This is a genomic window from Streptomyces sp. NBC_00247 (genome assembly GCF_036188265.1).
Taxonomy (GTDB): domain Bacteria; phylum Actinomycetota; class Actinomycetes; order Streptomycetales; family Streptomycetaceae; genus Streptomyces.
In genome coordinates this window covers 555,581-568,305 of sequence record NZ_CP108093.1, presented here as the reverse complement: position 1 = coordinate 568,305, position 12,725 = coordinate 555,581, and the positions used below count along the sequence as shown (strand labels likewise).

Below are 12,725 nucleotides of genomic sequence, written 5' to 3'. Positions count from 1 at the left end.
GTGCGCGGGTCGGGGGCCGCGGGCTGCTCCGGGTGCGGCGGGGCTACCCGTTGACCTCGGCCCGCGCGGGCTTCGGGATCAGGAACGAGACCGCGAGAGCGATCACGATGAGCACGATTCCGGCGATCATCGCGGTGGAGTATCCGGACGTCGAGGTGGCCGAGGACGGGTGGACCGCGCTCTGCACGGCGTCCAGGACGACGAAGCTGAGGCCCGCGCCGAGGTTGAACGCACCCGCGTTCAGGCCCGGCAGGAAGCCCGGGTTCTCGTCGGGGGACAGGACGATCCCCAGCCCGTTGAGGATGATGTTGCCGATGCCCGCGTAGGTGATGCCGACCAGCAGGGAGCCGATCAGCAGCCAGGCGCGCGAACCGGTGTGCAGGGTGCTCGCGAGGACCGCGACCGATATCACGGAGCCGATCAGGCCGACCCGCAGGATCCGGCCGTAGCCCCAGGTGGCCGCGGCGCGGCCGGCCAGCGGGCCCATGGCGAATCCGGCGAGGGCGTAGGGGGTGAGCGTCCACCAGGCCGAACCGGTGGCGGACATCCCCAGGCCGGCCTCGGCGTTCTGGGCGAAGGCGGGCACCAGGCCGTTCATGACGGCGAAGACACCCGTCATGGTGAGCAGGGTGCAGGCCAGCAGCGACCAGGTGGCCCGGCGCCGCAGGTGGTGCAGGGCGACCAGCGGGTGGGCGGCCCGTCCCTCGTTGCGCCAGAAGAGAGCGAACGCGGCGACCGCGACGACCGCCATGATCACGGCGTAGGCCCAGTTCGCGTCGGACAGCTTGCCGGCCTCGTCGAGGGCGAGCAGCAGGGTGCCGACCGAGACCGCGAGGAACAGGGCTCCCGGCCAGTCCATGCGGGTGTTGCCCGCGGTGGCCTTCGACTCGGGGGTGAGGGTGGCGACGAGTACGGCGCCGAGCGCGGCGACCACGGCCATGGTCCAGAAGACGGAGCCGAAGCCGAAGTGGTCGGTGAGCGAACCGCCGGCCACGGAGTCGATGCCGGCGATACCGCCGTTGACCGCGGTGATGACGCCGAGCAGGGTGCCGTACAGCTTCGGCTCCCGGACCTCGTGGCGCAGCATGATCAGACACAGCGGCACGACCGGCCCGCTGACGCCCTGGAGCACACGGCCGACGAACAGCACCGGCACGTTCGTGGCCAGGGCCGAGATCACGCAGCCGATGACCATCAGCGCGAGCATGCCCGTCAGTACCCTGCGGCGGCCGATCAGGTCGCCCAGACGCGGCAGGAACAGCGAGAAGACGGCCGCGGAGGTGAAGAACGCGGTCTGGGTGCTGCCGATGGACACCGACGTGGTGTGCAGCGACTCCGCCATGTCCGTCAGGGCGGGGCTGAGCATGCTCGCGTTGAGCTGGAAGGCGAAACAGGCCACCAGCAGGGCGACCATCAGCGCGCCGACGCGCGCCGGGCGGCCGGGGACGGCGCCCTTCGCGTCGAGCGTGACGGGGTGGGCGGAGACGTTCACGCCTGCTCACCCTCCGGGGCGGAAGCGGGCTTGTCGCCGTCGGGGTCGCCGCCCTCGCCGATGCGCTCCAGCGCGTCGACGACCAGGCCCCAGAAGCGGTCGTGGTCGAGCGTCACGGCGACCTGGGTGCGGCAGTCCTCGGGGGCAGGCCGGCGGAAGTCCGCGACGGTCATGCCGAGGGTGAGCGAGCCGTGCAGTTCGATGTCGACCGGGACCCTGCGCGTGGTCATGACGTCGGGGTCGATGACGTAGGCGACGGCGCACGGGTCGTGCACGGGCGGGTGCTCGAAGCCCTGCGCCTCCAGGTACATGTCGCCGAAGAAGTCCAGCAGCTCGCCGACGAACCGGGCCGGACGGGTGCCGACGGCGGAGATCCGCTCACGGACCTGCGGGGTGGCCAGCGCCTGGTGGGTCAGGTCGAGGCCGACCATGGTGACCGGCCAGCCCGCGTTGAAGACGATGTGCGCGGCCTCGGGGTCGATGATGATGTTGAACTCGGCGACCGCGCTCCAGTTGCCCTCGTGGTAGCCGCCGCCCATCAGGACGACCTCGCGGACCCGCTCGGCGATGCGCGGCTCCTTGCGGACCGCCATGGCGATGTTGGTCAGCCCCGCGGTCGGCACGAGGGTGATCTCGCCCGGCTCGTGCGACATGACGAGGTCGATGATCAGGTCCACCGCGTGCCGTCGGTCCAGCTCGGTCCGGGGCTCGGGCAGGACAGGGCCGTCCAGGCCGGACTCACCGTGGATGTCCGGGGCCGTCTCGATCTCGCGGACCAGGGGACGGGGGTTGCCCGCCGCGAACGGCACACCGGTGATACCGGCGATCCGCGCCACCGACAGGGCGTTGCGGGTCACCTTCTCCAGCGTCTGGTTGCCGACCACCGTGGTCACGCCGACCAGCTCCACGCCCGGGCTGCCGTGGGCCAGCAGCATGGCGATCGCGTCGTCGTGTCCGGGATCGCAATCGAGAATGATCTTCCTGGTCAACATGAGCCCCTTTGCTCGGCTGTGACGGTGTGCGGATGCGCGCCGGACGGACCGACGGCAGAACCTCGGGAACGCTTCCCACCCGTCCCGGGCACCCGGCCGGCAGCGGCTCGGACGCCCGTCGCACGGCCGGCCCGTGAAGCGCCGCGCGCCCGCCGTCGTCCGTAACGGTCGAGCGGGACGAGCGGTGCGCGGCCCCTCGGCATGTCGCCGGCGCCGGGTCGGCGGATCCGCGGCGCCCATGGGAAGGACGCGGCGCGGACCCGGTTCGCAACGTCGGGAGGACGTTGGGAAAACGTTCTCCCAAGAGATTGCTCAATCCCGCCCCGGATTGTCAATGCATGAGGCACGCATCACAGTCAGTCCTGTTCAGAGCGGTGCTGAGGACATTTCAGCAGCCCTTCACCCGGGCATTTTCGAGTGATAACGTTTGCCCTCGTCAAGGATGACGGGTTCGCCGCGGGGCGGGCCGTGGCAAGCGAGGAGGCTGCCCGGTGGGCGAAGTGACCCTGAGGGACGTCGCGGCGCTGTCCGGCTGCTCGGTGGCGACGGTCTCCCGCGTCATGGCCGGTACACGGCCGGTCGGCGAGGAGATCGCGTCCCGCGTACGCGCCGCCGCCGAAACCCTCGGCTACGTGCCCAATCAGGTCGCGCGCTCCCTGCGCAGCCGGTCCACGGGCACCGTCGGCCTGGTGCTGCCGCAGATCACCAACCCGTTCTACCCCTCGCTGGTGCGGGAGCTCACGTACGCCCTGCACGGCCACGGACGGGCCGCGCTGCTCGCCGACTGCGACGACGACCCCGGGGTGGAAGCCGGCCGGATCGCCGACCTCCTGGGCCGACGGGTCGACGCCATTCTGGTGGTCCCCGTCGACGAACACCTCAGCCGGCCCGCGGTGGCCGACGCGGCCGACAGAGTGCCGCTGGTGCTGCTCGACCGCGGATGCGGACCGGGCGTCGCGGACCTGGTCGCGGTCGACAACACGGCGGGCATCGCCCTGGTCCTGGACCACCTGGCGGCCACCGGCAGGCGCCGGCCCTGTTTCATCGGCGCCGCCGGTACCGACTCGGCCGCTGCCGAGCGCCGGGCCGCCTTCGAAGCGAACGCCGGAGCGCTCTTCCCCGGCGGCGAGCGGGCCCCGGTGGAACTCGGGGACTTCTCCGTCGCCTGGGGCCGGACCGCGGTCGACCGGCTGTGGCCGTCCCGTCCGGACGCCGTGGTCTGCGCCAACGACCTGATCGCCATCGGGGCCCTGCAACGCCTGCGCGAGCTGGGCGCCGACGTGCCCGGGGAGGTCGCGGTGACGGGCTTCGACGATGTGCCGATGGCCTCCCTCACCGCCCCCGGACTGACCACCGTCCGCCAGCCGGTCCACGAACTCGCCGCCGAGGCCGTCGCGTTACTGGCCAAGAGGCTGGACACCGGACGCGCGGGCGGACCGGCCGACAGGTCGGCCATCGGTGCCCGGAAAGTGCGCACGGTGCGACTCGCACCCGAGCTGGCGGTCCGGGCCTCCAGCGTCCAGCAGGCCATCGGCACGCCCCCGGTGGCCACAGCCCGCTCGCCGCACACGCCCAGCCCCGCCGCGGCACCGGACCCACGTCCGGCGAGCCCCGTGCCCCCGCAGCGGCCCCGTGACCGCAATGCCCCAACAGCGTGAGGAACCAGCAGTGATCGCCGTCGTCGGAAGCCTGAACCTCGACCTCGTCGCCCCCGTACCGCGGCACCCCGTGCCCGGGGAGACCGTGCTGGGCGGGGACATCGCCCAGCACCCCGGTGGGAAGGGCGCCAACCAGGCCGTCGCCGTGGCCCGCCTCGGTGCCGAGGTCTCCTTCGTCGGCCGGGTCGGCGACGACGACGCCGGCCAGGTGATGACCGGCGCCGTGGGCGGCCAAGGCGTCGACATCACGCACGTGCGCACCACCGCCGGCACCGCGACAGGCAGGGCGATGATCGCCGTCTCCCCGGCCGGGGAGAACAGCATCATCGTCAGCCCCGGAGCCAACTTCCGACTGGGCGCGGCCGACTGCGAGGCCGCCGCCGACGTGCTGCGCCGGGCGGCCGTCACCGTCCTCCAGCAGGAGGTTCCCGACGAGGCCAACCACGCCGCCGCCCGCCTGGCCGGCGGGACGGTGCTGTACAACCCGGCGCCGGTGACACCGGGCACCACCCCGCCGCCCCACGTCGACCTGCTGGTGCCCAACCGCACCGAGCTGGCCGCGCTCACCGGGACGGCCGTCCCCCGCACCATCGACGAGGTCGTCGCGTCCGCCCGCCGACTGCGCGGGGCCGGCGCGGTCGTCGTCACCCTCGGCGGCGACGGCGTCCTGCTGCTGGAGGGCACCGCGCATCTGCACCTGCCCGCCTTCCGCGTCGACCCGAAGGACACCACCGCGGCCGGCGACTGCTTCTGCGGCGCGCTCGCGGTGGGGCTCTCCGAGGGCCGCTCCCTCGCGGAGGCCGCCCGTTGGGCGTCGGCCGCCGCGGCGCTGAGCACCACGCGGGCCGGAGCCCAGTCCTCCCTCCCGGTACGGGGCGAGGTCGAGGAGTTCCTCAGCCGCCAGAAGTGAATCGCCACCGATCGCAGGGGAGCCCCGACCGCCACGGGCCGGGTGCCCGGCTCCCCGCCCTGCCGTCCGGCGGACCCGGTCGTACGCTCGGCACATGGCCCTCTGCGACGATCTGGACCGGGCGAGCCGGGACACGACCCCCGCCCCTCCCGCCGACGCCTGCGCCGACTGCCTGGCCGTCGGCAGGGACGACTGGGTGCACCTGCGGCTCTGTCTGAGCTGCGGCCGGGTGGCGTGCTGCGACAGCTCGCCCCTGCGGCACGCGACCGCCCACTACGAGGCGTCCGGGCACCCCGTCATGCGCTCCCACGAGCCGGGCGAGGAGTGGCGCTGGTGCTTCCGCCACGAGGTGCTCGGCTGACCCTGCGGCCCTGCGGCCCTGCGGCCCTGCGGCCCTGCGGCCCTGCGGCCCTGCGGCCCTGCGGCCCTGCGGCCCTGCGGCCCTGCGGCCCTGCGGCCCTGCGGCCCTGCGGCCCTGCGGCCCTGCGGCAGGACACCCGGAGGCAGTCGTTCCGGGTGCGCCCGGGGTGCGCGCACCGAAGACTGGGCGCATTCCCCGAGGAGGAACCCATGGCCACGCAATTCGAGGCGATCGTGGAGATCGACCGTCCGATCGACGACGTCTACGCCTATCTCGCCGACGGCGAGAACGACCGGGACTTCAGCCCGCGCGTGCAGAAGATCGAGAAGTCTCCGGTGGGCCCCACGGTCGTCGGCACGACGTTCCGCTCGACGGTCAAGGACGCCGGAATGACCACTCAGCGGGAATTCGCCATCACGGAACTGGTGGCTCCGACCCGGGTCCGCTGGCAGGAGAAGTCGAAGAACGTGGTCACCGCGGTGGACGGCGGCTACGACCTGGAGCCGACCGGAAACGGCGGGACCCGGGTACGGATCCACAACGTCCTCGAAGGCCACGGCATCGGCAAGCTGCTGGTCGGCTTCGCCGTCAAGGCCGCTCGCAAGGACGCGCCCGCCTTCGGTCTCCGTATCAAGAAGGCCGTGGAGGCCGCCCTCCCGAGCCGCTGAGCCGCTGACGTTCCAGGGCCGGGACCGCAGGAGCCGCCCGGCGGGTGACGAGGGTCCCGGACGGTGACGGCAAGCCCGGACGTACGAGAGCCGGACGTGCGCGAGAGCCGGACGTGCGAGAGGCCCGGATGCTCATGGCATCCGGGCCTCTCGGTGTTCCGTGTACGGCGGGGCTACGGCAGCTGGGCCGCGCGAGCCTCTCGCCGGTTGCCGCGGAAGGTGTTCACGCGCCGCGCGGTCGCGAAGAGCGGGATCACCGCGCCCAGCACGACCTGGAGCGCGCAGCCGGTCTGAAGGAGCAGCTGACCGCCCGGCGCGTCGAACGCCCAGGCGACGAGGAGCCCCATCGCGGCCACGATCCAGCCGAGCATCGCCACCGCCAGCACTCCGCGCGGCTTCGGGTACTCGACCCGGCTGACCATGAGCCACGCCACCCCGACGATCGCGAGGAGGGTGGGCACGAAGGGCAGCTCCAGGAGCACGATCGAGACGACCGTCAGCGCTCCGAAGGGGCTCGGCATGCCCTGGAACATGCCGTCCTTCAGCGTCACGCAGGAGAACCGCGCGAGCCGCAGCACCACCGCCAGCAGCACCACGATCGCCGCGAGCGCCGACACCCGCTGGTGGGCGTCGTCCGCGACCATCCCGTAGACCAGGACGAAGTACGCCGGCGCGAGACCGAAGCTGATGAGGTCGGAGAGGTTGTCCAGCTCCGCGCCCATCGGCGACGAACGCAGCTTGCGGGCGACCAGGCCGTCGAAGAGATCGAAGACGGCCGCCATCAGCATCAGGATCACCGCGGTGGCCGCGGAGTGACGCGCCATGCCCGACTCGTCACTGCCCGTGAGATGCGGGATCAGAATGCCCGTGGTGGTGAAGTACACCGCCATGAACCCGCAGGTGGCGTTGCCGAGAGTGAGGGTGTCCGCTATCGACAGGCGCAGTGAGAGGGGCATGTCCTGGGCGTCGTCCCCAGCACCGTCCTCAGCCGCCTCGGGCACCCAGTCGGCCTGGGTGTCCGGATCAATCACGGTCAATTCGAGTCACCCCCGCGGTGGTGGTCTGGCCGACCTCGACCGCGACCTCGACACCTTCCGGCAGATAGATGTCCACGCGCGAGCCGAACCGGATCAGACCGATGCGCTCACCTTGCTCGACCTTCGTGCCCCGGGGGATGTAGGGCACGATGCGGCGCGCGACGGCGCCGGCGATCTGGATCATCTCGATGTCGCCGAGCTCGGTGTCGAAGTGCCAGACGACGCGCTCGTTGTTCTCGCTCTCCTTGTTGAACGCCGGGACGAACCCACCCGGAACGTGCTCGACCGACGTCACGGTACCGGCCAGCGGAGCGCGGTTGACGTGGACGTTGAGCGGGCTCATGAAGATCGCGACGCGGGTACGCCCGTCCTTCCACGGCATGATGCTCTGCACCACGCCGTCGGCCGGGGAGACGACCCGGCCCTGCGTGATCTCGCGCTCGGGGTCGCGGAAGAACCACAGCATGCCCGCCGCGAGCGCGGTGGTGGGCACGGCGACGGCCGCCCAGCGGCCGGACTTGCGCGCCCGGGCCAGGCTGAGGGCCGCGGTGGCGACGGTCGGGAGGAGCCACGGCGATGCTCCGCGAGCGATGCGGACCCCGCCGCGGTTTGCGGAGGTAGGGCTGTCGGGCATGAATGACCTTCGTAGCGGATGATGCCGCGCTGGCAACGGGGGGACGGCGGCTTTCCGCCGATGCTATCGGGTGGTGGCCACAACTGGGCAAGCCAGCAGCCGAGTCGGACCGCTGAAAGACCCCGCCCCAGGATCACTGGATGTGATCTTCTTCGCGGTCAAATCGCCCGTTAGGGGACGATCAACCCTGCAGGCGGTACTCCTCCAGGAGTCGGCGGCCAATGATCATTTTCTGGATCTCGGCGGTACCCTCACCGATCAGCAGCATCGGTGCCTCGCGGTAGAGGCGCTCGATCTCGTACTCCTTGGAGAAGCCGTAGCCGCCGTGGATGCGGAAGGCGTCCTCGACGACTTCCTTGCAGTATTCGGAGGCGAGGTACTTCGCCATCCCTGCCTCCAGGTCGTTACGTTCCCCGGAGTCCTTTTTGCGGGCCGCGTTTACCATCATCGCATGCGCCGCTTCGACCTTGGTGGCCATTTCAGCCAATTTGAACTGGATGGCCTGGTGCTGGGCGATCGGTTTTCCGAAAGTTTGACGCTGCTGGGCGTACGAAACGCCCAATTCGAATGCACGCTGAGCGACTCCGCAGCCACGTGCCGCCACGTTGACCCGTCCGACCTCGACTCCGTCCATCATTTGGTAAAACCCTCGGCCGGTGGCGCCGCCCAGGACCCGATTGGCCGGAATGCGTAGTCCGTCCATGATGAGCTCGGTGGTGTCGACGCCCTTGTAGCCCATCTTGTCGATCTTCCCCGGGATGGTGAGACCCGGCCTGACCTCCCCGAAGCCGGCCTCCTTCTCCACCAGGAAGGTCGTCATCGACTTGTGCGGCGGCGTCCCCTCGGGGTGTCCTTCGTCACTCCGGCAGAGAACGGCCACCAGGGTCGACGTCCCCCCGTTGGTGAGCCACATCTTCTGGCCGTCGAGGACGTACTCCTCACCGTCCTTCACGCCCTTGGACGTGATCGCCGACACGTCCGAACCCAGGCTTGGCTCCGACATCGAGAAGGCGCCGCGCACCTCGCCGAGCGCCATGCGCGGCAGGAAGGTGTCCTTCTGCTCCTGCGTGCCGTGCTGCTTGAGCATGTACGCCACGATGAAGTGGGTGTTGATGATCCCCGACACGCTCATCCAGCCGCGCGCGATCTCCTCCACGCAGAGCGCGTAGGTGAGGAGCGACTCGCCCAGTCCGCCGTACTCCTCCGGGATCATCAGCCCGAACAGGCCCAGTTCCTTGAGCCCTTCGACGATCTCTGTCGGGTACTCGTCGCGGTGCTCCAGGGAGGTCGCGACCGGGATGATCTCCTTGTCGACGAAGTCCCTTACGGTGGAGAGGATTTCCTCCTGGACGTCGGTCAGACCTGCGGTCCGGGCGAGTCGGCTCATGACGGCTTCTCCTGTGGCTTCGCTCTGGTTGGCGGGTCGCTCTGGGCCGTGTGTCGAAAGTGGCGCCCTCCGGACGGACGGCGCCACTTTCGACACACGCCCTAGTCGGGGGCCGGGCGGCCGGGCTGCTCGCCGCCGCGTGCCTCGATGTACTCCTGCGTGGGGACCATCACCTTGCGCCGGAAGACGCAGACGACAGTCCCGTCCTGCTTGAAGCCCCGGGTCTCGACGTACACGATGCCCCGGTCGCTCTTCGACTTCGACGGCGTCTTGTCGAGCACGGTGCTCTCGCCGTAGATCGTGTCGCCGTGGAAGGTGGGCGCGATGTGCCGCAGCGACTCCACCTCCAGGTTGGCGATGGCCTTGCCCGAGACGTCCGGCACCGACATGCCCAGCAACAGCGAGTAGACGTAGTTGCCGACGACCACGTTCTTGCCGAAGTCGGTCGTGTTCTCCGCGTAGTTGCTGTCCATGTGCAGCGGGTGGTGGTTCATGGTCAGCAGGCAGAACAGGTGGTCGTCGTACTCGGTGACCGTCTTGCCCGGCCAGTGCTTGTAGACCGCGCCGACCTCGAACTCTTCGAAGGTGCGTCCGAACTGCATGATCAGGCCTCCGGCGCTTCGAACTTCGAGGTGCGCCGCATCCCGGCAGCCCGTCCCTTGCCCGCGATGACCAGCGCCATCTTGCGGCTGGCCTCGTCGATCATCTCGTCGCCGAGCATCGCCGAGCCCTTCTTGCCGCCCTCCTCGGAGGTACACCAGTCGTAGGCGTCGAGGATCAGCTCGGCGTGGTCGTAGTCCTCCTGCGACGGCGAGAAGACCTCGTTGGCCGCGTCGACCTGGCCCGGGTGCAGCACCCACTTGCCGTCGAAGCCCAGCGCCGCCGCCCGGCCGGCCACCTCGCGGTAGGCGTCCACGTCACGGATCTGCAGGAACGGCCCGTCGATCGCCTGGAGGTCGTGCGTACGGGCCGCCATCAGGATGCGCATCAGGATGTAGTGGTACGCGTCGGCGCCGTAGCCGGGCGGCTGCTGGCCGACGACCAGGGTCTTCATGTTGATGGACGCCATGAAGTCGGCGGGTCCGAAGATCAGCGTCTCCAGCCGGGGCGAGGCCGCCGCGATGGTGTCGATGTTCACCAGGCCCTTGGCGTTCTCGATCTGCGCCTCGATGCCGATCCGGCCGACCTCGAAGCCCATCGTCTTCTCGATCTGGGTGAGCAGCAGGTCCAGCGCCACGACCTGCTCGGCGTCCTGGACCTTCGGCAGCATGATGCAGTCGAGGTTCGGCCCGGCGCCCTCGACGACCGTGATGACGTCCCGGTACGTCCAGTGCGTGGTCCAGTCGTTGACCCGCACCACCCGGGTCTTGCCCGTCCAGTCGCCGTTGTTGAGCGCGTCGACGATGGTGTGCCGCGCCCCCTCCTTGGCGAGCGGCGCGCAGGCGTCCTCCAGGTCGAGGAAGACCTGGTCCGCCGGGAGGCCCTGGGCCTTCTCCAGGAAGCGCGGGTTGGAGCCGGGCACGGCCAGACACGAGCGGCGGGGGCGCAGCCGGTTCACGGGCGTGGGCGTGGTCATGCGGGGACCTCCAGAGGGTCGAGCTTGTTGGCTTTGCGGATCTCGTCGACGATACGGCCGATGATCTCCGTGATACCGAAGTCCTTCGGCGTGAAGACGGCGGCGACCCCGGCCCGGACGAGAGCGGCGGCGTCGGCGGGCGGGATGATCCCGCCGGCGATCACCGGGACGTCGTCCGCGCCGGCCCCGCGCAGCCGGTGGAGCACGTCGGGGACGAGTTCGGCGTGGGATCCTGAGAGGATCGACAGGCCCACGCAGTGCACGTCCTCGGCCAGTGCGGCGGAGACGATCTGTTCGGGCGTCAGCCGGATGCCCTGGTAGACCACCTCGAACCCGGCGTCGCGGGCGCGTACGGCGATCTGCTCGGCGCCGTTGGAGTGCCCGTCGAGACCCGGCTTGCCGACCAGCAGCCGCAACCGTCCGCAACCGAGGTCCTCGGCGGTACGGGCCACCTTCGCGCGGACCGCGGCCAGCGGGGTGCCCGGCTCGGCGGTCACGGCCACCGGCGCCGAGGAGACCCCGGTCGGCGCCCGGAACTCGCCGAACACGTCCCGCAGCGCCCAGGACCACTCCCCGGTGGTCACCCCGGCGCGGGCGCACCCGACGGTCGCCGCCATCAGGTTCTCCGTACCGGCGGCGGCTTTCTTCAGGGCGGCCAGCGACTCGGTGGCGCGCGCCTCGTCACGGCCGTCCCGCCAGGCGTGCAGGGCGGCCACCACGCGCGCCTCGTTCTCCGGGTCCACCGTCATGACGGCGCCGTCGAGGTCCGCGGTGAGCGGGCTGGGCTCGGTCGTCTCGTGGACGTTGACGCCGATGATCTTCTCCTCGCCGCTCTCGATGCGGGCCCGTCGGGCGGCGTGCGAGGCGACCAGTTCGGACTTGAGGTAGCCGGACTCGACGGCGGCCATCGCGCCGCCCATCTGCTCGATCCGGTCCATCTCCTCCAGCGCCTCCTCCACGAGCGAGTCCACCTTCGCCTCGATCACGCGCGAGCCGGCGAAGATGTCCTCGTACTCCAGCAGGTCGCTCTCGTGCGCGAGAACCTGCTGGATGCGGAGCGACCACTGCTGGTCCCAGGGGCGCGGCAGCCCCAGCGCCTCGTTCCACGCGGGGAGTTGTACCGCGCGGGCGCGGGCGTCCTTGGAGAGGGTGACGGCGAGCATCTCCAGCACGATGCGCTGGACGTTGTTCTCCGGCTGTGCCTCGGTGAGGCCGAGGGAGTTGACCTGGACGCCGTAGCGGAACCGCCGCTGCTTGGGGTCGGTGATGCCGTACCGCTCGCGGGTGATCCGGTCCCAGATCCGTCCGAAGGCGCGCATCTTGCACATCTCCTCGACGAAGCGGACGCCCGCGTTCACGAAGAAGGAGATGCGGGCCACCACCGCGCCGAACTTCTCCTCGGGCACCTGCCCGGAGTCGCGCACCGCGTCCAGTACGGCGACGGCCGTGGACATGGCGTACGCGATCTCCTGGACGGGTGTGGCTCCCGCCTCCTGGAGGTGGTAGCTGCAGATGTTGATCGGGTTCCACTTGGGGACGCGGTTGACCGTGTACGTGATCATGTCGGTGGTCAGTCGCAGGGAGGGCCCGGGCGGGAAGACGTGCGTCCCGCGCGAGAGGTACTCCTTGACGATGTCGTTCTGCGTGGTGCCCTGGAGCTTGCCGGGGTCCGCGCCCTGTTCCTCGGCGACGACCTGGTAGAGCGCCAGTAGCCACATGGCGGTGGCGTTGATCGTCATCGAGGTGTTCATCTGCTCCAGCGGGATGTCCTGGAACAGGCGGCGCATGTCGCCGAGGTGGGAGACCGGCACGCCGACCCGCCCGACCTCGCCGCGGGCGAGGACGTGGTCGGGGTCGTAACCGGTCTGGGTGGGCAGGTCGAAGGCGACGGAGAGACCGGTCTGGCCCTTGGCGAGGTTGCGCCGGTAGAGCTCGTTGGACGCCTCGGCCGTCGAATGGCCCGCGTACGTCCGCATGAGCCAGGGACGGTCCTTGTGACGCTCGGTCATG

The 12,725-nt window shown here is 70.6% G+C and carries 12 protein-coding genes; 4 read left to right on the top strand and 8 right to left on the bottom strand.

What is annotated here, in order from left to right:
* Positions 1-43 precede the first annotated feature (43 nt).
* Positions 44-1,492 (bottom strand): uridine transporter UriT, encoded by a 1,449-nt coding sequence (gene uriT, locus OHT52_RS02185; protein ID WP_443046458.1) that lies wholly within the window; start codon positions 1,490-1,492, stop codon positions 44-46.
* On the bottom strand, positions 1,489-2,481 hold the full coding sequence (gene uriH, locus OHT52_RS02180) for a uridine-preferring nucleoside hydrolase UriH (RefSeq protein ID WP_328723584.1): 993 nt from the start codon (positions 2,479-2,481) through the stop codon (positions 1,489-1,491). Before uriH ends, uriT begins: the two co-directional genes overlap by 4 nt.
* A gap of 494 nt (positions 2,482-2,975) precedes the next feature.
* Here uriH and OHT52_RS02175 point away from each other — a divergent pair, with 494 nt between their 5' ends.
* The 4 genes from OHT52_RS02175 (at position 2,976) to OHT52_RS02160 (ending at position 6,081) form a co-directional block, all read left to right on the top strand.
* Complete coding sequence (locus tag OHT52_RS02175; RefSeq protein WP_328718387.1) at positions 2,976-4,142, top strand: LacI family DNA-binding transcriptional regulator; 1,167 nt, start codon at positions 2,976-2,978, stop codon at positions 4,140-4,142.
* Positions 4,143-4,152: 10 nt separating this feature from the next.
* Positions 4,153-5,052, top strand: a complete 900-nt coding sequence (gene rbsK, locus OHT52_RS02170; protein ID WP_328718386.1) for a ribokinase — start codon at positions 4,153-4,155, stop codon at positions 5,050-5,052.
* 94 nt (positions 5,053-5,146) lie between these two features.
* On the top strand, positions 5,147-5,413 hold the full coding sequence (locus OHT52_RS02165) for a UBP-type zinc finger domain-containing protein (protein WP_328718385.1): 267 nt from the start codon (positions 5,147-5,149) through the stop codon (positions 5,411-5,413).
* Positions 5,414-5,622: 209 nt separating this feature from the next.
* A complete protein-coding gene (locus OHT52_RS02160) occupies positions 5,623-6,081 on the top strand; it encodes an SRPBCC family protein (protein ID WP_328718384.1) in 459 nt (152 codons plus the stop codon).
* Between the two features lie 173 nt (positions 6,082-6,254).
* On the opposite strand, the gene pssA is transcribed toward OHT52_RS02160, so the two are convergent.
* The 6 genes from pssA to OHT52_RS02130 form a co-directional block, all read right to left on the bottom strand.
* Positions 6,255-7,112, bottom strand: coding sequence for a CDP-diacylglycerol--serine O-phosphatidyltransferase (gene pssA / locus OHT52_RS02155; RefSeq protein WP_387372311.1), 858 nt, complete (start codon positions 7,110-7,112; stop codon positions 6,255-6,257).
* Entirely contained in the window at positions 7,105-7,752 is a 648-nt protein-coding gene (locus OHT52_RS02150) for a phosphatidylserine decarboxylase (RefSeq protein WP_328718383.1), read from the bottom strand. Before OHT52_RS02150 ends, pssA begins: the two co-directional genes overlap by 8 nt.
* A gap of 181 nt (positions 7,753-7,933) precedes the next feature.
* On the bottom strand, positions 7,934-9,139 hold the full coding sequence (locus OHT52_RS02145) for an acyl-CoA dehydrogenase family protein (RefSeq protein WP_328718382.1): 1,206 nt from the start codon (positions 9,137-9,139) through the stop codon (positions 7,934-7,936).
* Between the two features lie 101 nt (positions 9,140-9,240).
* The gene (locus OHT52_RS02140) at positions 9,241-9,741 is read right to left on the bottom strand and encodes a MaoC family dehydratase (RefSeq protein WP_328718381.1); all 501 of its coding nucleotides are present in this window, start codon (positions 9,739-9,741) and stop codon (positions 9,241-9,243) included.
* A 2-nt stretch (positions 9,742-9,743) separates the two neighbouring features.
* The gene (locus tag OHT52_RS02135) at positions 9,744-10,715 is read right to left on the bottom strand and encodes an HpcH/HpaI aldolase/citrate lyase family protein (protein ID WP_328718380.1); all 972 of its coding nucleotides are present in this window, start codon (positions 10,713-10,715) and stop codon (positions 9,744-9,746) included.
* On the bottom strand, positions 10,712-12,724 hold the full coding sequence (locus OHT52_RS02130; protein ID WP_328718379.1) for a protein meaA: 2,013 nt from the start codon (positions 12,722-12,724) through the stop codon (positions 10,712-10,714). Before OHT52_RS02130 ends, OHT52_RS02135 begins: the two co-directional genes overlap by 4 nt.
* Between the last annotated feature and the right edge of the window lies 1 nt (position 12,725).